The organism is Rheinheimera oceanensis (assembly GCF_018831085.1).
GTDB lineage: Bacteria > Pseudomonadota > Gammaproteobacteria > Enterobacterales > Alteromonadaceae > Alishewanella > Alishewanella oceanensis.
Map to the genome: position 1 here is coordinate 47,756 of NZ_JAGPNM010000001.1, position 23,092 is coordinate 70,847.

23 protein-coding genes are annotated in these 23,092 nt (G+C 50.3%); 15 read left to right on the forward strand and 8 right to left on the reverse strand.

What is annotated here, in order from left to right; translation table 11 throughout:
• Nucleotides 1-155: 155 nt before the first annotated feature.
• Both J3B89_RS00200 and J3B89_RS00205 read right to left on the reverse strand, forming a co-directional pair.
• Entirely contained in the window at nt 156-341 is a 186-nt protein-coding gene (locus tag J3B89_RS00200) for a hypothetical protein (protein ID WP_215395512.1), read from the reverse strand.
• A gap of 2 nt (nt 342-343) precedes the next feature.
• The gene (locus tag J3B89_RS00205; protein ID WP_215395513.1) at nt 344-772 is read right to left on the reverse strand and encodes a Tse2 family ADP-ribosyltransferase toxin; all 429 of its coding nucleotides are present in this window, start codon (nt 770-772) and stop codon (nt 344-346) included.
• 483 nt (nt 773-1,255) lie between these two features.
• Here J3B89_RS00205 and J3B89_RS00210 point away from each other — a divergent pair, with 483 nt between their 5' ends.
• Entirely contained in the window at nt 1,256-1,693 is a 438-nt protein-coding gene (locus J3B89_RS00210) for an OsmC family protein (protein WP_215395514.1), read from the forward strand.
• Nucleotides 1,694-1,779: 86 nt separating this feature from the next.
• Nucleotides 1,780-2,001, forward strand: a complete 222-nt coding sequence (locus J3B89_RS00215) for a hypothetical protein (RefSeq protein WP_215395515.1) — start codon at nt 1,780-1,782, stop codon at nt 1,999-2,001.
• 86 nt (nt 2,002-2,087) lie between these two features.
• Here J3B89_RS00215 and J3B89_RS00220 read toward each other — a convergent pair whose 3' ends face one another.
• Entirely contained in the window at nt 2,088-2,519 is a 432-nt protein-coding gene (locus J3B89_RS00220; RefSeq protein ID WP_215395516.1) for a MarR family winged helix-turn-helix transcriptional regulator, read from the reverse strand.
• 105 nt (nt 2,520-2,624) lie between these two features.
• Here J3B89_RS00220 and J3B89_RS00225 point away from each other — a divergent pair, with 105 nt between their 5' ends.
• Nucleotides 2,625-2,819 (forward strand): hypothetical protein, encoded by a 195-nt coding sequence (locus J3B89_RS00225; protein ID WP_215395517.1) that lies wholly within the window; start codon nt 2,625-2,627, stop codon nt 2,817-2,819.
• Between the two features lie 60 nt (nt 2,820-2,879).
• On the opposite strand, the gene J3B89_RS00230 is transcribed toward J3B89_RS00225, so the two are convergent.
• Nucleotides 2,880-3,152: a hypothetical protein gene (locus J3B89_RS00230; protein WP_215395518.1), complete on the reverse strand. Its 273-nt coding sequence runs from the start codon at nt 3,150-3,152 to the stop codon at nt 2,880-2,882.
• A 228-nt stretch (nt 3,153-3,380) separates the two neighbouring features.
• Between J3B89_RS00230 and J3B89_RS00235 the strand changes: the two genes are divergently transcribed.
• Both J3B89_RS00235 and putA read left to right on the forward strand, forming a co-directional pair.
• Nucleotides 3,381-4,433, forward strand: coding sequence for an RDD family protein (locus tag J3B89_RS00235; RefSeq protein WP_215395519.1), 1,053 nt, complete (start codon nt 3,381-3,383; stop codon nt 4,431-4,433).
• Nucleotides 4,434-4,651: 218 nt separating this feature from the next.
• Nucleotides 4,652-8,470: a bifunctional proline dehydrogenase/L-glutamate gamma-semialdehyde dehydrogenase PutA gene (putA, locus tag J3B89_RS00240; protein ID WP_251372132.1), complete on the forward strand. Its 3,819-nt coding sequence runs from the start codon at nt 4,652-4,654 to the stop codon at nt 8,468-8,470.
• 61 nt (nt 8,471-8,531) lie between these two features.
• Here putA and J3B89_RS00245 read toward each other — a convergent pair whose 3' ends face one another.
• On the reverse strand, nt 8,532-10,556 hold the full coding sequence (locus J3B89_RS00245; protein ID WP_349814173.1) for a spermidine synthase: 2,025 nt from the start codon (nt 10,554-10,556) through the stop codon (nt 8,532-8,534).
• Nucleotides 10,557-10,751: 195 nt separating this feature from the next.
• Here J3B89_RS00245 and J3B89_RS00250 point away from each other — a divergent pair, with 195 nt between their 5' ends.
• The 4 genes from J3B89_RS00250 to J3B89_RS00265 all read left to right on the forward strand — a co-directional run bounded on the left by J3B89_RS00250 (nt 10,752) and on the right by J3B89_RS00265 (nt 15,383).
• On the forward strand, nt 10,752-12,182 hold the full coding sequence (locus tag J3B89_RS00250; RefSeq protein WP_215395520.1) for a YfcC family protein: 1,431 nt from the start codon (nt 10,752-10,754) through the stop codon (nt 12,180-12,182).
• 112 nt (nt 12,183-12,294) lie between these two features.
• The gene (gene aceK / locus J3B89_RS00255; protein WP_215395521.1) at nt 12,295-14,052 is read left to right on the forward strand and encodes a bifunctional isocitrate dehydrogenase kinase/phosphatase; all 1,758 of its coding nucleotides are present in this window, start codon (nt 12,295-12,297) and stop codon (nt 14,050-14,052) included.
• Nucleotides 14,053-14,087: 35 nt separating this feature from the next.
• Nucleotides 14,088-14,927 carry an NAD(P)H-hydrate dehydratase gene (locus J3B89_RS00260; protein WP_215395522.1) on the forward strand — a complete coding sequence of 280 codons (840 nt, stop codon included), beginning with the start codon at nt 14,088-14,090 and terminating at the stop codon, nt 14,925-14,927.
• Between the two features lie 3 nt (nt 14,928-14,930).
• Entirely contained in the window at nt 14,931-15,383 is a 453-nt protein-coding gene (locus tag J3B89_RS00265; RefSeq protein WP_215395523.1) for a YaiI/YqxD family protein, read from the forward strand.
• Here J3B89_RS00265 and J3B89_RS00270 read toward each other — a convergent pair.
• Entirely contained in the window at nt 15,380-16,360 is a 981-nt protein-coding gene (locus J3B89_RS00270; protein WP_251372134.1) for a pseudouridine synthase, read from the reverse strand. The two genes, J3B89_RS00265 and J3B89_RS00270, sit on opposite strands and share 4 nt — an antisense overlap.
• Nucleotides 16,361-16,373: 13 nt before the next feature.
• Between J3B89_RS00270 and J3B89_RS00275 the strand changes: the two genes are divergently transcribed.
• On the forward strand, nt 16,374-17,063 hold the full coding sequence (locus J3B89_RS00275) for a tRNA-uridine aminocarboxypropyltransferase (protein WP_215395524.1): 690 nt from the start codon (nt 16,374-16,376) through the stop codon (nt 17,061-17,063).
• Between the two features lie 27 nt (nt 17,064-17,090).
• Nucleotides 17,091-17,780, forward strand: coding sequence for a hexitol phosphatase HxpB (hxpB, locus tag J3B89_RS00280; RefSeq protein WP_215395525.1), 690 nt, complete (start codon nt 17,091-17,093; stop codon nt 17,778-17,780).
• On the opposite strand, the gene J3B89_RS00285 is transcribed toward hxpB, so the two are convergent.
• Together J3B89_RS00285 and J3B89_RS00290 are read right to left on the reverse strand one after the other, a co-directional pair.
• Nucleotides 17,761-18,552 carry an alpha/beta fold hydrolase gene (locus tag J3B89_RS00285; protein ID WP_215395526.1) on the reverse strand — a complete coding sequence of 264 codons (792 nt, stop codon included), beginning with the start codon at nt 18,550-18,552 and terminating at the stop codon, nt 17,761-17,763. The genes hxpB and J3B89_RS00285 overlap by 20 nt on opposite strands.
• Complete coding sequence (locus J3B89_RS00290; protein ID WP_251372136.1) at nt 18,543-19,553, reverse strand: M14 family zinc carboxypeptidase; 1,011 nt, start codon at nt 19,551-19,553, stop codon at nt 18,543-18,545. The genes J3B89_RS00285 and J3B89_RS00290 overlap by 10 nt, the downstream gene beginning before the upstream one ends.
• A gap of 180 nt (nt 19,554-19,733) precedes the next feature.
• On the opposite strand from J3B89_RS00290, the gene J3B89_RS00295 reads away from it, so the two are divergent.
• The 4 genes from J3B89_RS00295 to J3B89_RS00310 all read left to right on the forward strand — a co-directional run bounded on the left by J3B89_RS00295 (nt 19,734) and on the right by J3B89_RS00310 (nt 23,077).
• The gene (locus J3B89_RS00295) at nt 19,734-20,783 is read left to right on the forward strand and encodes a sensor histidine kinase (protein ID WP_215395527.1); all 1,050 of its coding nucleotides are present in this window, start codon (nt 19,734-19,736) and stop codon (nt 20,781-20,783) included.
• Nucleotides 20,780-21,862: a sensor histidine kinase gene (locus J3B89_RS00300; RefSeq protein WP_215395528.1), complete on the forward strand. Its 1,083-nt coding sequence runs from the start codon at nt 20,780-20,782 to the stop codon at nt 21,860-21,862. The genes J3B89_RS00295 and J3B89_RS00300 overlap by 4 nt, the downstream gene beginning before the upstream one ends.
• Entirely contained in the window at nt 21,846-22,589 is a 744-nt protein-coding gene (locus J3B89_RS00305) for a LytR/AlgR family response regulator transcription factor (protein ID WP_215395529.1), read from the forward strand. Before J3B89_RS00300 ends, J3B89_RS00305 begins: the two co-directional genes overlap by 17 nt.
• A 146-nt stretch (nt 22,590-22,735) precedes the next feature.
• Complete coding sequence (locus J3B89_RS00310) at nt 22,736-23,077, forward strand: DUF3718 domain-containing protein (protein WP_215395530.1); 342 nt, start codon at nt 22,736-22,738, stop codon at nt 23,075-23,077.
• Nucleotides 23,078-23,092 lie beyond the last annotated feature (15 nt).

Sequence of the window (23,092 nt, forward strand, 5' to 3'; positions counted from 1 at the left end):
CGCAACACTTGATACGGGAGGTCAGTTACACCTTACCCGACGGGGACTTACACCCTGCAAGATGCATCAAGCTTTGCTTGACACACTAACGCCGCACGCATACACGCGAACTTGTGAACGTCGCCGGGGCCGCAGGCCCCGAATGCCGCACTTTGTTAGGCTTTTGCATTTAGCTCTTGCTCAGTCTTATATATCAGGATTTCCAAAACTGATGCGTCATTTGCGATGTCAGCGTAAGCTTCTTCATCAATTTCATCCGAGCGCAGCTGAGCTTCTAAATGCTCCATGTATTTGTGCAAGGCTGCTAAAGCAATTACTTTTTCTTTTTGAGAAAGCTCCATATTTACACCTTCCTTTGCGCTACGGGGAAATCAGGCATAGCGACAGCCGAGAAATCTTTAAGCTTCTGAATAAAAGATGAAAGTGGCATGTCATGTAGAGGGCGGATAGTGTAGTGAATTTGCCCAGTAACCGGATTCATACCTTTATCTCGACTTACTCGCATTCCTGAAGGAATTTGCGCACCTTTAGGTAATTTCCACCAACGATTACCGAAACGCAGATTGGGCTTGTTGAACAGCGAGATCCCTCCCGACTCATGGTCCACCCAATCTATACCGCCTTTCTTGTATATTTTAAGATCATGAACCTGAGCAAGTTCACGTGGTGGCATTGTACGGGGCTTGTGCATTTGAGGGGTTGTCGTAGTTCCGTGCCTGAATAAATCTACTGGCAATTTTTCAAAATATAGCTCTTCTATAATTTGGCTCATTTCAACTCTCCTATGTTTGAGCTTTATTTCTGATCTCGAATCTGATTAGCCTAAATAATATTATTCAAAGGATCTAAACCCGCGAGTTGTGTTGCTAAGATCCCGCAAGTTGCAATATTGGCTCCAGTCTATGGCGCTGGCTGAATGTAAATCAAGCATTTTTATGTTGTAGCAATTTTTGCTGCTGCAACTTGCGGCTTTTGCACCCGCGAGTTGCTGATAAAAAACTCAAAGACCAAACTGTGTTTTTGAACAGGTATTTCAGTTGGCTTGATGCCAAGTTCGTTAAAGCCTGCAATTTTTACAATTCTTATCCCCTATCGTGAATACCTTACCGGGCCAGGCTCAGGGCACTTTCGTTAAAACGCCCTGCTGGCGGGCTTTTGCCGGTGTGGAACAGCTCTTGCTGCTGTTATAGGTAACTTAACCGCGCTAATAACACTTGCGTTGTCAACAACACCGTTTAACAACTAAGGAGCACACATGGCTATTATCAAATGGGCTACTGCAAAATATGAAGGTCTTGGCAAAGACGGTAAAGGGCATGTTTCTACTGGATCGGGCGCTTTAAAAGATCAGCCTTATGGCTTTAATACCCGGTTTGAAGGCAAGGCAGGCACCAACCCGGAAGAGCAAATCGCTGCTGCGCATGCATCGTGTTTTACTATGGCGCTGTCTTTTGGCCTGGCAAAGCTGGGCTTTAATAAAGGCAGTTTAGCGTCTAAGGTAGCCATTACGCTGGTTAAAGAAGGTGATGGTTTTACCATCACAAAGTCCGAGATAAAGTTAGACGCCAAAGTACCGGGCATCAGCGGTGAAGACTTTGAAAAAGCGGCGGTAGAAGCCAAATTAACCTGCCCGATATCCAGGTTATTAACCTGTGACATTACTTTGGATATTACCTCGTTTGAAGGTAGTTAAGCTGAACGACTTAGCTATTGGCGTAACTGACAAGGCCCGTTTTAGTAGTTAAAACGGGCCGCTTTAAACACAATGGAGCCTGATTAATGACATCTGAGCAAACAGAACCTGAAGAAGGATCACGCAGTTTTATACACTATGCGGCACTGAAGACCGCCATTATTAATAATGAAGAACAGCGGGTAAAGGAACTGCTGGCAAACCAAAGTATGCAACTGCTGGAAAAAAGCTACCTGCTTGATTTAGCCAGGTTAAACAATAACCGTACTATTATGACACTGCTGGAAGCAGTACCCGTCACTTTATAAACTCTACAACAAGTGCTTCTGTTTTCGGGCTGCCGTTACTGGTATTACGCACAATAGCACTAACGTAGTTAATTAAGCGCGGTAAATTAAGTATTTACTAAATTCTGGTACATCTGCGCCAGTGCCTGCGCTACCTGCTCTTGCTGCTGCGCAGTTAAGTTCACCAGCATTTTGCTGGCTATCTGGCGTTTTTTTGCTTTTAACTGCGCGGCCAATTGCTGGCCTTGCTCTGACAATACCAGTAGCTGGCGCCGGCCATCTGCAGGATCGCTTTGGCGCTGTAATAAAGCAGCTTGCTGTAAGTCATTTAACAACCGGGTAATTTGCGCCTTATCCCGCCTTAATAATTCTGTGAGCTGCTGAGCTGTACTGCCTGGTTTTAGCGCCAGCATCAGCAACAGTCGGCCATGCATTGCTGTTAGCCCTGGCAACTCGGGGGCAAGTTGCTGAAAAAACTGGCCGCGCAATTCAGCGGTAAGCTGCTGTAGTTGGTCGAGTAAATCCCGCTTTTCATCCATAACCCTACCTTAAACACCACAAACAAGTTGACATCATCAACTAAAAACCCAACAATTAAGTTGATTATATCAACCAATACAGCAAAAACCAGTCAGGAGTTTATTATGTCTGATATTCATCAATGCCCAACCTGCAATGCCAGAGCAAAAAAAATCATCGACCCGCAAAACGGCGAACCACGGCTTAAAGCATTACAAGACGACGAAGCCGCTGCCAAAATATTGCAATTAAAAAAGATGCTGGAAAAAGAGAAAAAGCGTAACGAGCAGTTAAAAGCCCGGCTGGCTGAGCTGGAGTAACACCACTTAGCCAAATAATGGCGGCAACTGCACGCAAATGTCGGCCAGGCTAAATGTGGTTTAATTTCGCCTGAACAAAGTTACTAATAATGCCACCATTGCTATTACACAAAAGACCGGAATTAACAGCACTACACCAGCAATAGCCACGCCGGTAATAATATCAGGGTAATTAAAACTGCTTACACAACCTCTGTTATTACCGCCGCCAAAACTGAGGCACAGATCGGCAAAAATCAGTGCGCAGCCTCCCCACGCAGCACCGGTAAACAGTGTTAGTAACCAGTAAAAGCCTGCGGTTTTCCTCTTTTTGCCTGTATTAAGCTGTTCCATAATGCCCGATGTTCTGTTTAATAATGTTGTTAACTAAGTAGTTGTTAAGTAAGTACGCCCAACAGCTAGCCGGGCAAACACTGCCAAATACTGCAGGTATGCGGCCTTGTTAAAGGCTGTGGCTGCAGGTTTTATAAAACCATGGCCAAAGTTATGTTTTGTGCATTGCATTAGCAGCGTGCTGTGTTTAGAGTAATTTTAATTTAGCCAGTCAGAGCCCGTTAAACCATGAGTACACGCCCCCCTGCCACACTGCCATCTGCAGATAATGCCGCAATTTCTGAAGTAGCACCAGACACCTTTGTTGACAGCAGCGGTAAACAACTCACCGAAAGCCAGGTACGGCGGGTGGTAACCCCACATATATTTGCTGTAGCACCAGAGTTAATTGGTAAACAATTAGCCAGGCCTGCACGCCGTGGTATAGCAATACTGATTGACGGTTTTTTCATCGCTGCCCTTACCTCCGGCAGCCTGATTTTTGTAATACCCATGCTGACTTACCTGGCGTGGTCGCGCTGGCAGGCAGGTAAAACCGGCCAGGTGGCCATTCTGGCCTGCACGGCACTGCTGTTGTTTACCAGCCATAACTGGACATCTTCCCTGCCCTCCGACACCACTATTAAACGTATTACTGACAGCACTGCTGTATCGGCAAATGCTTTGCGCTTAAGCCAGGCCGACTGCGATGCAGCCTGTGCCCAAGTGCAATTACAGGCAGTGATACAACAACTACAAAACACCCAGCTAAGCATTGCCGAGCGGGAAGAAATGCTTAGCGACCTGTTGGACATCAGCCAGTTATCTGCCGGCGAAAAAGCCGCAGTGATGACAGAAGCCCTTACCAGCCTCAAAGTTGGCGCAACGGTAGAACAAATAAGCGAGGCAGTGCAAGGTACAACAACCGGGCCGGAACCCGCAGCAGTAATAACCAGAGCATCGCTGTGGCAACGGTTACAAAAATCTGATCATAGCGTACTGAAATGGGTGCAAGGTATTTTGGCTGATTTAGGGATCGGTTTTGGTTGGGCTATCGGCTATTTTACGCTGTTTATTGCCTGGAATAACGGCCAGACTATTGGCAAAAAATTATGCGGCATTCGCGTAGTGCAACTGGACAACAAGCCCATCTCACTGTGGGGGGCTTTTGGCCGCCAGGGTGGGTATAGCGCTGGCTTAGCCACCGGCTTGCTGGGCTTTTTACAAGTATACTGGGACCCAAACCGCCAGGCCATTCAGGACAAACTGGCAGACACTCTGGTACTGCGGGTAAAAAGCTAAGCCGGGTAGCATTTGGCATGCCCTCAAACAGAATAAAATACAACAAAAGTCGGCATAATATAAAAAACACCGAACTTTACACTGCAAAAATACACATAAACCATGTGAATTATGGTTTTTAAGCCAAAATACACTAGCCTATTTTGTCATATTTTCTTTAGTATGCGCGAAGTAACCTCCATGTTAACCCGGCGTAGCGCTTAGGCGTTTACGCCCCTATGACAGGCCGACTTATGTTATTTGATGCTGATTTAACCACCTCTTGCCCGTTACGGCAGAAAATCCGTAACCATTACCGTATTGATGAAAACAGCGTGATTGATTTGCTGTTACCGCTGGCTGAAGTCGGCGTGAAGGCCCGCAGCCGGGCGTGGGAACGGGCACGGCAGATGGTTAAAACGATCCGTAAGGAGCAAGACGGCCAGGGTGGTATTGACGCATTATTAAATGAGTTCTCCCTGTCGAGCGAAGAAGGCGTGGTACTGATGTGCCTGGCTGAAGCGTTGCTGCGGGTACCGGATAAAAGTACCCAGGAAGCGCTGATCCGCGACAAACTTGCCAAAGGCGACTGGAGCGCGCATCTGGGCAGCAGCGACTCGTTATTTGTTAATGCGTCGTCATGGGGCTTGTTGGTTACCGGTAAAATGGTGAGCTACTCTGATCAAAACAAAGCTCACCAGTTTGGTATTCTGAAAAAAACCCTTGGCCGCCTGGGCGAGCCGGTGATCCGCAAGTCGGTTAACTTTGCCATGAAAATTATGGGCAGACAGTTTGTTATGGGGCGCGACATTGATGAAGCCATAGAGCGCGCAGCAGACACAGAGAAAAAAGGTTATGTGTATTCTTACGATATGCTGGGCGAAGGCGCCCGCACTATGGCCGATGCCGAGCGTTACTACCAAAGCTATTTAACCGCCATTCATGCTATTGGTAAAGCCGCTAATGGCCGCGGCCCGGTTAAAAGCCCCGGCATTTCCGTTAAGCTTTCCGCTATTCATCCTCGCTATGAGTTTAGCCAGCGCGAACGGGTAATGGCTGAATTACTGCCTAAACTCAAAACTCTGGTGCTGCTGGCTAAACACTACGATATTGGCTTTACCATAGATGCCGAAGAAGCCGATCGCTTAGATATTTCACTGGATATAATTGAAGCCGTGTTCAGTGATGACGACCTGGGCGACTGGACCGGCTTTGGCCTGGCAGTACAGGCGTATCAGAAGCGGGCTATTTTTGTGATTGAATGGCTGGCCAATTTAGCCCGTAAAGTTAACCGTAAACTAATGGTACGGCTGGTAAAAGGTGCCTACTGGGATACTGAAATTAAAACCACCCAGCAAGGTGGCCTGGAACACTTTCCGGTGTTTACCCGCAAAGCCTCTACCGATGTGTCTTACAAAGCCTGCGCCATTAAATTGCTTGAAGCGCGCGATGTGCTGTATCCGCAGTTTGCTACCCATAATGCTTACACCGCCGCCACTATTTTAGAAGTAGCCAAAGGCAACAACACCGGCTTTGAGTTTCAGCGCTTGCACGGCATGGGCGAATCATTATTTGACCAGATTGTCAGTAGCGAAAAAATTCAGTGCCGGGTATATGCTCCGGTTGGCGAGCATGAAAACCTGCTGGCTTACTTAGTGCGGCGTTTGCTGGAAAACGGCGCCAACTCGTCTTTTGTTAATGCTATTGTTGATACCACCCAGCCGGTAGAGGCATTGCTGCCCGATCCGGTAGAAACCCTGCAAGGCCTGCGCAACAAGTACAATAGCCAGATAAAAATGCCGGTAGATTTATACGGCGCGGAACGGGCTAACTCGCGCGGCCTGGATTTAACTGATGTAAATGCCCTGATGCCGTTTAAAGCAAATTTAGACAAATGGTTTAACGAGCACAGGATCACGGCCGACACTCTGCCAACAGGTGTAGCAGCGGTAATAAACCCGGCTAACCACCGGGAAATAATAGGCCATATCAGCCTGCACAGCACTGAACAAATGCAGCAATTGCTAACAAATGCTGACGCCGCATTTAGCAGTTGGTCGCAAGTACCCATTAAGCAACGGGCAAACCTGCTGCGCCGGATAGCCGATATTTTAGAGCGCCACAACGACGAACTGGTAGCCATTTGTATTAAAGAAGCCGGTAAAGTGGCGCAGGATGGCATTGACGAAGTGCGTGAAGCGGTCGATTTTTGCCGCTATTACGCCGCCCGCTCAGAAGAGCTGGCCAAAGACGAGCGCTTTGAACCCCGCGGCGTCATTTTATGTATCAGCCCGTGGAACTTTCCGCTGGCAATTTTCCTGGGCCAGGTGGCCGCCGCTATTGTTACCGGTAATACCGTTATCGCCAAACCTGCCGAACAAACCAGCCTGATTGCACTGCGTACCATTGAACTAATGCACACCGTAGGCTTGCCCGAGCATGTAGTACAGGCAGTGCTTGCCCGCGGCAGTGATGTGGGTAAAACCATAGTGCCGGACCCGCGCATACAAGCAGTGATGTTTACCGGCTCTACCGATACCGGCAACCTTATTGCACAAACGCTGGCCGCACGCAGTGATATTCAGGTGCCGCTGATTGCCGAAACCGGTGGCCAGAACTGTATGATTGTTGACTCGACAGCACTGCCCGAACAGGTGGTTGACGATGTGATCAGTTCAGGTTTTCAAAGTGCCGGCCAGCGCTGTTCGGCACTGCGGGTGCTGTTTATTCAGGAAGACGTGGCCGACAACCTCATTACCATGCTAAAAGGTGCTTTAAAAGAGCTGCATGTGGGCGATCCGGCGCTGCTTAGCACCGATATCGGCCCGGTTATTGATGCCAAAGCACTAAACAACCTGCAGCAGCACGTTGAGTACCTGCAGGATAAAGCCACGCTGCACTACCAGTGCAATATTCCGGATAACAGCACCCACGGCGCTTACTTCTTTGCACCGCGTTTATATGAAATTAAAGATTTATCTGTGCTAAAACGCGAGGTATTTGGCCCTTGTGTGCATATTATCCGCTTTAAAGCGAAAGAGCTGGATAAGGTTATCGATCAGATCAACGGCACCGGTTTTGGCCTGACCATGGGTATTCATTCACGTATTGAAGAGCGCTGCGACTACCTGGCCAAGATGTCACGCGCGGGCAATGTGTATGTTAACCGTAATATGATAGGTGCCATTGTCGGGGCGCAACCCTTTGGTGGCAGGGGTTTGTCAGGTACCGGCCCCAAAGCCGGTGGCCCGAACTACTTAGTGCGGCTGTTAAAAGAAAAAGCCTCGCCGGACAATGTACAAATGACTAACCTGTCACCCGATGAGCTGGACTTACACCACGCCCCCGACGCCGGAATGCAGGTACAGCAGCTGATGGCAAACTCGCTGCGCGACGAAAAAATCTGGCGTGCAACAGCATTAAATGATCGTATTTCTGCGGTACGGCAATTGTTGGCCAAAATAGCCACCGTTGACATTATCGACGAGCTGGCTGACGACTTAGGCTCTACCCTGGCCGATGCCAGGGCGCAGCTAAACCGGCTGGAAAAACATATGCGCAAAGCCATCGAATTACCGGGGCCTACCGGCGAGTCGAATACGCTGCGCTACGAGCCGCGTGGCTGTGTAGTGTGCTACGCCGATAAAAGCACCTCGTTTAACTTCTGGACTCTGTCTATCATTACCGCCCTGGCGGCAGGTAATACGGTGATTACGGTAGCATCAGAGCTGTTTTATGAAGAAGCCCAAACGTTCAGAGAAAAATTTATTGCTACAGGTGTGGCTAACGGTGTGTTCCAGGTGGCAAAATCAAACCAGTTACAGGCTATTCTGGCTCATCCGCATTTAGCCGGGGCTGTGGTTGCTGCCCGCTCGTCGCGCTTGGGGTACTTCAGCCAGCAACTGGCCAGGCGCGAGGGTGCCATTTTGCCGGTGATCAGCGCCGAGTATTACGATACGTTAATTAAACGGCTCGTCACCGAGAAAACCATCAGTATTGATACCACGGCATCGGGGGGGAATACCTCGCTAATGACCATGGTAGAAGACGATGAGTAACACACTGTGTTGACATTAAGCCACCCTTGCCGGGTGGCTTTTTGCCCTTTGCTGCCTGGCGTTACTTTAGTACCTGCAGCAAATTACTGTGCTGATCTGTCCAGCTGACAGCAGGTTGCGCCGGCGTAAGCCAGTGGCTTAAGGCCTGTTGCAATTGCGGCTGCTGCATAAAACGCTGATTATTCGTCAGCAACACCCAGTGTGCCGCAGGATCAGTGCCCTGTGCCGGGCTGGCAATAAAATACGCCTGCAGGCCAAGGCTGACAGCCTGATTGCGCAATAAGCCGGTTAAATCCAGATAGTTATTCGACACATGCACTGCCAGCACACCATCACTGTGTAAATGCTGCCAATACAACTGCATGGCCTCCAGTGTAAGTAAATGCTGCGGAATGCTGTCGCTGCTGAAGGCATCCAGCACCAGTACATCAAACTGCTGGCTGCCGGCTGCCAGCTGCGTCTGCAGCATTAATCTGGCATCACCCGGTACAATTTCAACCGTTGCCGCGCTGTCGCCAAGGTAACTGAAATACTCCGTTGCCACTTTAATAACCGCCGGGTTCAGCTCGTAAAACAGCATGGTATCGTCCTGCCTGCCATAAACTGCCAACGCCCCGGCGCCTAACCCTACCAAGCCGAATTTACGTTGTTGCAACTGCTGAACATTGCGCGATGGCGCCGCCGGTAAAAAGTACTCTAACGCTAACGCAGCCCCGGTACCGGCGCGATAATAACTTTGCGCTGCATGCGATAAGGGGGCTGCCAAATATTGCGCACCATGGCTGGTGGTGCCGTCAATTAAGCGTCGCTGCATATTGCCGTTGACGCTGATATCGCGCACGGTAAGACTGCCGTAGAAATTACGTTCGGCATAAACGTTATGGCGGCCAAGTTGCCACTCCAGCGCCAGCACACTTAGCGTAAATAACGCGGCGCCACTTAACCACAATACCTGCTGCCAGGGTGGCGTACCCGGTGTGCGTGGCCACAACAGCAAATAAATAGCCAACAGTACCAGTAAAAACTCCCAATGCTGCGTAAACAACAATGGTGCCAACAGATTAACTGCCAGGCTACCCAGGGCTCCGCCGGCAGCCAGTAATAAATAATAACCGGTTAGACCACGTGGCTGTGGTTTTAACCGCGCCAGCTCGCCGTGGCACAACATACAGCCACTGAACAGCACTAACAGATACAGCAGCAACTGCGAGATCAGGTCAAACTGGCGTCCAAGGTAAAACAGTAACAGGCCAAACACCATACTCAGACAAAACAGATAGCGCCAAATCCCCGGCTGGTACCAATGCGGTTTATTAAACACCAGGATATAACTGAGCAAATACAAACACAGCGGCACCACCCATAAAAACGGAATGGGCGGCACGTTCTGGGTAAGTTGCTGCGTTACCGCAAGTAATAACACCACGCCGCTGGCCGACAACGCCAACCAGCGCAGAGCGGCCGGTTGACGCAGCCGGGCGGCACCAGCCCGGTACGACAGCGGCAACGCCGCCAGATTTTGCCACATCAACGCCAGGCAGCAGGCAGCAAAAACAATAAAGCCCGATAACCAGTACAAGCGTTGTTCAGATAACAATAAGCCCGGCTCAAGCAAAAACGGATATGCCAGCAAGCCGCCCAAAGAACCGATATTTGACAATGCATATAAACGATATGGTGACACCGTACTAAAGCGGCCGGCAAACCAATGCTGCAGTAAAGGCCCGGTGGCCGACAGTAAAAAATAGGGCAAACCTGTGGTAAACAACAAAAACAGCAATACAGCCGCCAACGGCGGCAGCGCACTGAATGCCATAACGTCTGATCGGTACAATAACGGTAAACTCAACAGGCCCAGCAATAATAACAGGCTGTGCAGCCAACGCTGTGCCAACGGAGACAGAAAACGGCACAAAGCATGGGCATAGGCATAACCGGCCAGCAGCATGGCTTGAAAAAACAACATGCAGGCAGTCCATACTGCGGCACCACCTCCGAGGTACGGCAGTAACTGTTTAGCCAGCATCGGCTGAATTAAAAACAGCAAAGCCGCGCTTAAAAAAATCGTCAGGGCAAACAAAGCCACAACAAACTCCGGAAAAATCAACCACAGAAAAAGGCGCCTAGCCTATACAATGAGCGCACTGCAGACAAGTAACAGCCGTAAATACCTGTTTGTGATGCTAACAGTGTTGCGGTAGACTCCGTTTTTTTTATCGATATAGCGCAGCATAACGCACCTTAAATTTTAATCTGAGCTGCACTTAAGGGACACTAAAGCATGGCAAGATTTAAAGTACCCCACACCCTTACCTTGTTGTTTAGCATGATGGTGCTGGCGATGATCGCCACCTGGATAGTACCGCAAGGCTTTTTTGAAACCCAAACCCTGGCCAATGGCCGCTCTGCAGTAGTACCCGGCACCTTTGCTTTAGTAGAAGAACGCCAGTACTTAAGCCCGTGGCAGCTGTTAACCGCCATACCACGGGCTTTTGCCAGCGCTCAGGACGTTATTTTCTTTGTAATGATTTTAGGCGGTGTACTCTCTATCGCCCGCGCCACCGGCACTGTGGATGCATTAATTGGCCGCCTGCTGACCCGGTTTGGTGAAAAACCGCAGATGCTGATCTTTATGGTAGTGTTCTGCTTTGCCATGGCGTCCAGCGCCATCGGCACTGCCGGTGAATATATCCCCTTTGTGCTGATTTTAGTTGCACTGTGTAAAGCCATGCGGCTGGATGCCATGACAGCAGTAGGCATGACAGTAGCCGGTTATGGTATTGGCTATGGCGTATCGGCCATTAACCCTTTTACAGTAATTATTGCCCAGCAAATTGCCGAAGTGCCGGTACTGTCGGGCATTGAACTACGGCTGGCCATTTTTATCCCCTTTGTACTGATTGGTTTTCACCATGTCTGGAGCTACGCCAAAAAAGTGCTGGCCGACCCGGCCAATTCAATGGTAGCCGGTTTACCCTGCCCACTGGGCGATAAACAAACCGCCACTTACCCACAACTGGCGCTAAACCATAAACTGATTTTAGCCAGCTTTGTCGGTACCATCGCCATAGTGGCTTATGGTATTAGGGTACATGGCTGGTACTTATACGAGCTAAGCGCCTGCTTTGTGGCCTGGGGCCTGTTTACTGCGGTCGTTGGCCGCATTTCTGCCGACACTGCGGCACAAAAGTTTATCGACGGCGCCATGGAGCTCACCACTACCGCCATGCTGATAGGTGTGGCGCGTGGTATTTCGCTGGTTATGGAAGACGGCCAGATTTTACACTCACTGGTATATGGTATGTCGCTGCCATTATCTTATGTTGGCGCGGAAGCGGCCGCTGTCGGCATGCTGGTTATTCAAACCCTGCTGAATTTCTTTATTCCCTCCGGCAGTGGTCAGGCTTATGTCACTATGCCATTAATGGTGCCTCTGAGCGACTTACTCGACATTCCGCGTCAGGTTGCCGTACTGGCATATCAGTTCGGTGATGGCTTTTCTAATATGATCATCCCCACTAATGCGGTGTTAATGGGCATTATCGGTATTGCCGGTATTCCTTACGGCCACTGGTTCCGCTTTTGTGCACCATTGCTGCTAAAGCTGATGCTGGCAGCCTCAGTAGTGTTGGTGCTGGCAGTAGTATTTAACTATGGCGACAATGTACAGCCGGACACAGCGGCCAATATCAGCCTGAGCCAACCGGAATAAGCCGGGTATAACATGCCGATAATAAGGTTACCGGCATGTATACTGGCAATTCTGCGTTTTCCTGATTAGAGTACGTTAATCAGGCAACCGCCCCTTCACTGCAGGCCGCTATATGAGTCAGGCGAAACAAATTGCTGAAATTATCTTAAAAGGCTTTCGCCGCCACTTCAGTTTATTTCAGGCTATTACTGCCAAAGCCAAACAACGTTTTGAACTGGCCGACTGGCGCGCCTTTCAGCAGGACAGCTCTGATCGCATTTCGTTTTATGATCAGCGCGTTACTGAAGCTATTGCCCATCTGGCCAGCGAACTGCCAAGCCAGTGCTTAAACGAAACGCTGTGGCAGCAGGTAAAGCAGCACTATATGGAGTTTCTGGCGTTTCACCCTCAGGCCGAGCTGGCTGAAACCTTTTATAACTCGGTGTTTTGCCAGTTATTTGAGCGTAAGTACTTCCATAATAAAAACATTTTCGTTGAATCAACGCTGAGCAAGCAGCATTTACCGGCGCCGGTGGCCTCGGTATATGACAGCTACTTTCCGGCGCAGGATGGTTTAAAACAAACTATCCGTAATATTGTCTCCGGCTTTGGCTTTATTACGCCCTTTGTGAACCTGGACCGTGATATCCGCCTGATTGTAAAAAGCTTTATGGCGCAGTCCAGCCATGGCCGCCACCCGGTGTACCAAATTCGCTTTGATATTTTAAGGTCGGTATTTTACCGCAATAAAGCTGCTTACATTGTTGGCCGCGCGGTAACACCGGATGGCCAGCAGCCGTTTATTATTCCGTTGCTGCACCGCGAAGGTGCCGGTTTATATATCGACACCCTGGTAACTGACGCCAAGCAAATGACGATTATTTTCGGCTTCTCGCGCGCTTATTTTATGGTAGCCAGCCAGGTGCCATCGGCACTGGTACATTTTTTGCGCGAGCTGCTACCGCATAAAACTCTGGCCGAACTGTATGCCAGCATTGGCTTACATAAACAGGGCAAAACCGAATTTTACCGTGAACTGTTAAACCATCTGAATAAAAGCAATGATCAATTTGTGGCGGCTCCCGGTACCCGTGGCATGGTGATGATGGTGTTTACCCTGCCCTCCTTCCCTTATGTGTTTAAAGTGATCCGCGACAAGTTTGCCCCCAGCAAAGAATTTGGCCGCGATACGGTAAAAGCACGCTACCTGCTGGTAAAAAAACATGACCGTGTCGGACGCATGGCCGATACGCTGGAATACTCTGATGTTGCCTTACCGAAAAACCGTTTTTCGGCTGAATTACTCGAAGAATTACAGCAGGTAATCGGCGACTCGCTCAGCTTTGAAGATGAGCTGGTGGTGATTAAACACCTGTATATTGAGCGGCGGATGATCCCGCTGAATATCTATCTGGAAACCGCCTCACTGGAAGATAAGCGCCATATTATGGACGACTACGGCCAGGCGATTAAGCAGATGATAGCGGCCAATATATTCCCCGGTGATATGCTGCTGAAAAACTTTGGTGTAACGCGGCATAAACGCGTGGTGTTTTACGACTACGACGAAGTGCAGTATATGCTGGATGTTAATTTCAGAAGCTTCCCGAAAACCGATAACTACGAAGATGCGCTGTTTGCCGAAGGCACAGTGTGCGCCGCACCGGGTGATGTATTTCCTGAACAAATGGCCACCTTTGTTACACCGCAGCCGCAAATCCGTGAGCTGTTATTTAGCAAACATCCCGAATTATTAGACGCCGCCTATTGGCGGCAGAAACAGCAAAATATCCGCAATGGCGTGGTAGAAGATATTTTTCCCTACCCCGACAGTATGCGTTTTTACCATGCTTATCAGGATGACAATAGCCTGGATAGCCACAAAGGTTGAAGCGGTGTACCTTAAGTGAACCGGAGACATTTTGTATGAATGGTAATATTCAGCCAGTCACCGCGCAATGGCTAACGCGCTTACTTCCAGCCCGGCAACGTCAGGCGCATAAGGGCCACTTCGGTCATGTACTGGTGATAGGTGGCGACCATGGCTATGGTGGCGCGGCAATAATGGCAGCGCAAAGCGCAGTGCACTGCGGAGCGGGCCTGGTAAGCTTATTCACGCAACCTGAACATATCAGCGCTACGTTGAGCCGCCAGCCAGAAGTGATGGTAAGCCATCAGCATTTCAGCAATATGCTGGCGCGGGCAACAGTACTGCTGGCAGGGCCGGGTCTTGGCTTGCGCAGTTGGGGTAGCGCTTTAATGGCTCAGATATTAGCGTCTGACAAACCCTTGTTACTTGACGCCGATGCACTGAATTATCTGGCAGCCTTACCACAAGCTGAGCAACAACAGTTAAAGCGCGACAACTGGCTGCTAACGCCACACCCGGGTGAAGCCGCACGCTTGCTCGGTTGCAGCAGCGCTGACATTCAGCATAACAGGCTCGCAGCCGTGCAACAGCTGCAACAACGCTTTGGCGGCACCGTACTGCTAAAAGGCCATGCCAGTCTGATTGCAGGGCCGCAACAGCTGGCCAGACTCGACTGTGGTAACCCCGGCATGGCCTGCGGGGGTATGGGCGATGTGCTATCCGGCATTATCGCCGCGCTGCTGGCACAGGGTTTAACCGGTTTTGATGCCGCTGCACTTGGAGGCTGGCTGCACGGCACTGCGGCAGACCAGCTGGCTGCTATCCAGGGCGAGCGCGGCCTGACGCCAACTGCTATACTGCCGCGTCTGCAACTGTTGCTAAACGGAAAATCCTGACAGATGAAAATTTACGTCGACGCTGATGCCTGCCCGGTGGTAATCAAAGACATTATTTTTCGTGCCGCCGAGCGCAAACAAATAGCCACACTGCTGGTAGCGAATCAACTTATCCGCGTACCGCCATCGAAGTTTATCTCGGCCATTACGGTGTCCAGCGGCTTTGATGAAGCCGACAATGAAATAGTACGCCGCTGCGAAGCCGGTGATTTGGTGATCACCGCAGATATTCCGCTGGCAGCCGATGTGCTGGCCAAAGGCGGCCATGCGCTAAACCCGCGTGGCGAGCTGTACAGCAACGACACCATTAAACAAAAGCTGACCATGCGTGATTTTATGGATACCCTGCGTGGCAGCGGTGTGCATACCGGCGGCCCGCCGCCGCTGAACCAAAGTGACCGCCAGGCCTTTGCTAATCAATTGGATAAGCTGTTACAACAATATGCCAAAGGTTAGCCTGGCCAGGCCAACAGCTGTATCTTACTGCTGAATTGCTGCTGTTTTTGCGTTACAGGATCGGTAAAACTTAACTGTTTTGCCAGCAGTTGCAACGGCTTATCAAGCTGCAGTGCCTGCTTCGGTTTCAGTTCAGGGTAATAATTATCATACAAAATCGGCATACCCAGGCTAAGCATATGCAGGCGTAGCTGATGGGTTTTACCGCTGTGTGGTGTCAGCTCAAACAGCCCAAGTTCATCGCTTTTGGCCACCAGGCTGATATCTGATACCGCATTTACCTCCCCCGGTACCATGGCGTTAATAAAACGCGGCGTGCTTTTTTCAATGCGGTTTGCAATACGCCAATGCTGTGGTAACTCCGCTGTGGCAGCCTGCGGTGTTAACCGCGCCACCGCCTGATATTGCTTGTTGATAATGCCCTCACTAAACAGCTGGTAATAAGCCGGCCGGCTTTGGGCATTAACAGAAAACAGCACCAGGCCAGCGGTATCGCGGTCTAACCGGTGCACAGGGGCAATATCGCTTATACCGGTGTCAGCCTGTAAGCGCGCCAGTAAGCACTCATTAACGTATTCACCGCCTGGCGTAACCGGCAAAAAATGCGGTTTGTCTGCCACAATAATATGCTCATCCCGGTACACAATGTGGTGTACAAACGGAACAACCGGCTCAGCCGTTACTTCACGGTAATAGCACAGCCGCTTGCTGGGCATAAAAGGCGTATCTGCGTTGATGGCGTCGCCGTTAAACCAGTGTACTTTGCCTGTAGCAATGCGCTCACGCCAGATAGCTTCACTGATAAGCGGAAACCGGCTGCAAAGAAACTGCAGCACGCTATGCCAGCCGTTATTAACAGCTGGCAGGGTAATTTCAGAGGCTTGGCGGGCTATCGACACGGCAAATTCCGGCAGAAAAATCAGCGCGCAGTGTAGCATAAAAGCCGTTACAATAGCCGCCCTTAACAAAGCAGCCATCAGCAGATCCAGCATGTCGCATATTAATTCTGTCCTCAGGCTCCGTGCGCAGGAGCTGGCAAAAGCCACAAGGGTGTTTAACGCCCGTGGCAGCAAAGTTAAACGCTGTGAGCAGTGCCTGCTGCCACAAGCTGAGTGCATCTGTGCCAGTAAACCCAGCGTCGTGAGTAACAGCGCCTTTTGTTTTATTATGTACACCGGCGAATGCTATAAACCCAGTAATACCGGCCGTATTATTGCTGATGTGATAGCCGACAACCATGCTTATGTCTGGGACAGAACCCGGCCCGATGCAGCCATGCTGACACTGCTGGCCGATGCGCGTTATGCACCGATAGTGGTATTTCCGCAGCAATATGCGCAAGCTGAGCGCTGCATTAACAGCCCGCTTGAGCTTAGCAGCGTGCAAAATGGTAAAATACCGCTGTTTATTATGCTGGACGGCACCTGGCGTGAAGCAAAAAAAATGTTTAAAAGCTCTTATTTAGCTAACCTGCCAGTTCTGGGCATTCAACCGCAGCAGGGCTCAGGCTACCAGTTGCGCGAAGCGGCACACCTGCACCAACTGTGTACCGCCGAAGTTGCCATTGAAGTACTGAAGCTGGCAAACGACAATAGCGCTGCCACAGCATTGCAACACTACTTTGATACCTTTCGCAGTGCTTATATTGCCGGTAAACCTCATCTGAGTTTTGCCTTGTAACACAGCAGAGACAACAGCAGGAATACTATGATCCAGGCAGTTATTTTTGATATGGACGGCGTACTGATTGATTCAGAGCCTATGTGGCAGCAGGCCGAGCTTGAGGTGTTTAGCAACCTTGGCGTAACTATTTGCCCGCAGCGCCAGCAGCAAACCGTAGGTATGACTACCAAAGCTGTTACTGCGCACTGGTACCAGCAGTCACCGTGGACAACGATGTCTCTGGATGAAGCTGAGCAAGCCGTGTTGCAACATGTTGCGGCGCAGATAAAGCAGCAGGGGGTAGCGAAAAAAGGCTTGCTACCACTGCTAAACCAGTTAAAGCAGGCCGCTATACCTACCGGCCTGGCTACTAATTCTCCCGGTTTTTTAATGGATACCACCTTAGAAAAACTGCAGATCCGCCATTATTTTCATACCCACTGTTCGGTAGAAATGGTACAGCAAGGCAAACCGGCACCGGATATTTATTTACTGGCAGCAGAAAACCTTGGCGTAGCGCCTCAGCACTGTCTGGTGTTTGAAGACTCCTACACCGGCTTAAGTGCTGCCAAAGCAGCCGGGATGAAAGTTATAGCCTTGCCTGCTGTGCACGACTGGCACCTGGAAAAATTTGATCTGGCCGAGCTGAAACTACGCTGCCTCAGTGAGTTTGACTTAAACCAGCTTAACAGCAACCCTTTTACTGTGGCTCAGTTTAGCGCCCAGCCTGCCTGATTACGGCAAGCTGCTGCCGGTATTGCGCCACCAGCCAGGGTGCGTCATCCAGCGCTAAATCGTGCCCGGCCCAGGGGTGCTGAATATGCGCTACCTGCCAGTAACGGGCTAAATCAGCCGAGCACTGCGGGTTTACCAACTTATCCCCCAGGCTGCTCAGTAATAAAGTGGGGCATTGCGGCGCTGGCGTTATCACAAAGCGGCTGGCCGCCCATAACTGGCGCAGGGCATTTAATTTACTTACCGGCCTTTGCTGCTGCCATAACTGCCAGTCTGGTATGACACGGCTATGTGCGGCGGCATTGGCGCTGGTTAACTGCAAAATGATTTGTTCACGCTGCGCAGCACCTACCACCACACTGCGCAAAATAGCCGGGTAATTACGCCAGCACAAACGGCGGTAAAACGGCGACAATGGCCTGGCACTGCTGTTAATCAGCGTTACCGAGGCCACTTCATGCGGATATTGCGCCGCCCAGTCGGCAGCCAGCATAGCCCCGAGAGAAATAGCCAGCAAATGCACCCTGCCGTTATACTGTGGTGCCTGCAACCATTGCTGGCGCACCGATTGGCGCAAGCCACTTATACCGCAGGGCGAACGCTGCTGATACAACTGGCCGGTACCGGCAAAGTCAAAGCTCAGTACCGGGTTAGGTAAAGCAGCGCTCAACAGGGTTTTAAATTCCCCCCAATGACGCTGCTCACGGGTAAGGCCGCGGATCAGTAATACCGGCGTAGCATCTGCTAATACCGTGACATCTGCTAATACCATAGCGCTCTGGCCTGTGCCTGTAATTGCGGGCGGTTAACCTGCGGCAACCAGTTTTGATATGACATAGTGCTGTTAATAAGAAAGTTAATCAGGATAAGGTGGCTGCGCAGTACCCGCCTTACCCGGTGTGGCTTTACCGGATGAAACATTCCCAGGCTGGATAACAGCTGAAACGGGTTTTTCCGTACCCAGTTCCACGAGCCCATTTCCAGCGTTAACGGCAGCATAGTGGTGTTGTGCGCCAGCGATAAATCGTACAGATAATCCCATAAATCACCGTGGCACAGATAGTGTTGCGATTGCGGCTCGAAAATATAATTCTGATGCGGGTAAGTTTGAAATAACAGTTCACGCAGCCGGTACATTTCAGCCAGATGTGCGATAGGCTGACGCTTGCTTTTAGCATACGGAAACCACAACCGGTCAGTAGTACCAAAACCGGAATGGCAATCCAGCACCAGTGAAAACGGCCGGTTAAACAATTCGCGCTGAATAAAGTCCGTTACGGCCTGGTTTTCTGCTTCCATTCTGTCGGTACGGCCACGATGCCAGGCAATAGTGCGGCTGATACGCTGGCCGCCCACCAGCCAGGCAGCACCTTCGGTACATTCCACCGGAGCATTACGCATTAAGTCGACACTATTGCCATTAGCCCGCCAGCCATTTGCCATACCAGCCGGGTTAACCAGCGGGATAAAATAAATACAGCAATGCGCCAGCGTATGTTGCAGACAAAGGTCCCAGGGTAAGCGGTTAAGCAAGGTTTGCAGATAAGCCAGCACCACCTGGGTGCCGATACGCTCCAGGCCATGGATGCCCCCTACCAGCACTACGGCCGGGGCAGATGCACTGTGGTTACCAAGTTGCAGGCCATATAATGGCAGGCGCTCTGCCATATGCGGTATGCTGGCAAGCAGTTCAACCTGTAATTGTGGCGGTGCCGTGTCAATTAACTGTTGCAGCTGAGCCAGCTCTGGCAGCATGGTATCAGTATCAACCAACAGCTCACTCCGTTAGTGAAAGTTATATGACAGCATACCTGATGGCCGCCAGACAAAAATGGCAGTTTTATGAAGATTTCAGCCAGCTTTACCCCGGATTTTCATCCGGTTATCCAGCACTGTCGGCAAAAGCCGCCGTGTCATTTATACTCAGGGACAGTTTAACCGGTGGGGCCGGATATGCCGTTTTTCAGTCTGGGGAAATTACTACGCTTTAATCTTTACTACTGGTCAGCCATTTTAATACTGGGCTTGCTCAGCTCCTGGCATGCTGCGGTTTTGTACAACAAGCCATTTGACTGGCGCCATCTGCCGATGATGCTGGCCGGCGACCTGGTTGCAATGCTATTAACAGCAGCGCTGGTAGTTTGGACCTATCAGCGTTTGGTGCAGCAAGTATTCAGTAACTGGCAATTGCTATCCGGCGTGGCTGTGGTTGCCGCGCTGTATATTCCGGCAGAAAATGCGCTATGGATGTTGTTATGGGACAGAGAGATTGCCGATATCCGCAAGCTTGTTGGTAATTTGGATACCTCTGTGCTGGCATTTTTTGTCTGGACTGCCTGTTACCTTACCGCACTGCTGTACCAGCAGCAGTTACAGCGGCTGGCGCAAACCAGCGCATTAAGCCAAAAAATTCAGCAACTGGAACTGCAGGCGCTAAGCCATCAGCTCAACCCGCATTTTACCTTTAATGCACTTAATTCCGTTTGTGCCCTGCTGGAAGCCCAGCGCTATGACGACGCAGAAACCATGTCTGAGCAGTTGGCGACCTTTTTACGTTATTCGCTGAGTAAATCGCCCGACAACCTGGTGCAACTGGCCGACGAGCTGGCGGCAATTAATGCTTATCTACAGCTGCAAAAAACGCGGTTTGGCGACAAACTAAAGGTTAACTGGCAAATTGATGACTCACTTAAATGCCAGCGTATTCCGCCACTATTACTACAACCTCTGATAGAAAATGCTATTAAGTACGCAGTTGCTACCCGTAAACAAGGCGCAACTATTACTATAGGCGGCGCGCGCGAGCACAACAGCTTACATTTGAGTATCAGCGATGATGGTCCCGGATCGCAGCTGGCAGCCGACAACAGTGGCGCCGGAGTGGGCCTGAATAATATCCGCAACCGCTTACTGCAACACTTTGGCGACAGCGCTAGGTTAGATATAGGCGCCAGCCCACAGGGCTTTAAAGTGGATATCAGCTTACCATGGCAAACAGCATGATCTTAGCCGGTGTGCAGCATCGGCTGGCTAATTTTTGGTACTGGCACCTGCTGTACTGGTTAAGTTACCTGTTGGTGAAATATGCCCATCTGGTGGTGCTGGTACCGCTGCAAAACGAAGCCACCTGGCCGTACTTAGCGATCTACAGTCTGGTGACGTTAATCAATATTCTGTGCACCGGCGCACTTGGCCACCACGAGTTACTACAGCAGCGGCCATTATTACAGCAGCTCAAACGTCTGCTATTGGTGTTGTTGCCGCTGTGGCTGTTACTGGTAATACTGCGACAGTATCTGGTAATGCAATACGCTAGCGATATGATATACAACGTCAACTCAGTGCTGAAGTATTTTTCAGCCTTCTCACTGGTACTGCTGCCGTTGGCCGGTTGGCTGGCAGTTTTTATGCTGATTAAAACCAATCAGCTGCATTACGCAGGCGTACTGCAACAACAACAGCTGGCAAAGCAAGCGCGGCAGGCCAGATTAAAAGTACTGCGTTATCAGCTTAATCCGCACTTTATGTTTAATACGCTCAATGCGCTAAACGCACTAATAGTACAGCGCAGCGGCCAGGCTGCAGAGCAACTTATCCAGCATTTATCCACTTATTTGCGCCATTCACTGAAAAACCAGCAGGATGAGTTTATCCCGCTACAGCAAGAACTGGATGCACTGTCCGCTTATATGGCGATACAACAGGTACGTTTTGGTGCACGGTTGCAACTGTGCTGGCAACTGCCACAACAGCTGCCAGCTTTACGTTTCCCGCCCTTACTGCTGCAGCCGCTGGCCGAAAATGCCATTCAATACAGCGTAGCGGAGCAGGCAGGTAACATCTGCCTGCAGATCAGCCTGCAACTGCAGGATGACTATTTAAACATTACCCTGGCACAGCAAGGGGCTGATGCCACTGCCGGCTGGCCCGGTGCGCAACAACCACTAAACTTAATTAATCTTGCTGAGCGGCTACAGTTGTTGTTTGGTAATGCAGCCGCTTTAACCCTAAGCCACAGCGCCGCCGGATTTCACAGCCGGCTGCGCATAGCAACGGAGGCGCTGAATGACAGCCGCACTTAAAGTCATTATTGCCGATGACGAACCCCTGGCTATCAGTAACTTAAAAGCCAAGCTGGCGTTATATTCTAATCTTGAAATTGTTGACTGCTTTGACAACGGCGATGACACCTTACAATTTTTGCAGACCGCGCCGGATATCGACCTGGTATTTCTGGATATTCAGATGCCGGGCATTAAAGGTATCGACATTTTGCAACAGCTTGCTAAAGGCTCTGCCATGACCAGGCCGTTGTTTATTCTGGTTACGGCCTATGAGCAATTTGCCTTTTCGGCATTTGAGCACTTTGCCTTTGATTACCTGCTAAAACCGGTGTCACGCCAGCGCCTGGCACAATCGCTGCTGGATGCCCGTACGGCACTGGACAAACTGACACTGCACACAGCACCGGCACAGGTTAACAAGCTGACGTTTAAAACCGGTGCCTCCACCCTGTTGCTGGACGATATTGACATTATGCTGATTGAAGCCGCCGGCAACTATTTATGTATCCATACCTTAAACGACATCCTGATCATACGGGAAACCATGAAAGAGTTACTGCAACGTTTGCCAAAACAGTTTGTACAGGTGCATCGCTCAACTTTGCTTAATCTGCATCATGTTCACAAGCTGCAACCGCATAATAATGATTACGAATTTCTGCTTAGCAACGGTAAAAAGGTGAATGCTTCACGCCGCTACAAACTGAACTGGGCCGGCCAACTCAGCGCTCTGCCACAGCATTAACCTTACCGCTTATCCCTGCCGGGCGCCGGCTTATCACTTGATAACAACGGCGCTACCTCTTACCCCAATACTGCGGCAACCCGGTGCAATATTGCCACAATAGGACTATGGCAAACGCCATATGTTAAACAACTGAGGGTAGCACCATGAAAACAGCACTTTTATTCGCAATATCGTTGGCAGGTGCCGGTGTGGCAATGCCGGCAAGCGCCGACAACTATGTCAAAGGCAGCTATTTACATAACGCTTTAGTTCAAGTGTGCCGCGAAACTGCAGCTGACGACCGCTTAGGTTTACATAGCACGCTAAAAGCTTACCATATCAGTAAACAGGCGGCGGTAGAAAAAGTGGTATGTAACGGCCAGCGGCTAATGGACTTTGCCCGTGCTAACCAGGCAGTTAAAGTCACCGCTATGTTGCAGCGATATGAAGACCGTATTAAAGGCCGCGTAACTATTCAGGACGTTGCTGCATCAGCCGCCAACTAACCTGGCAAACGGGAC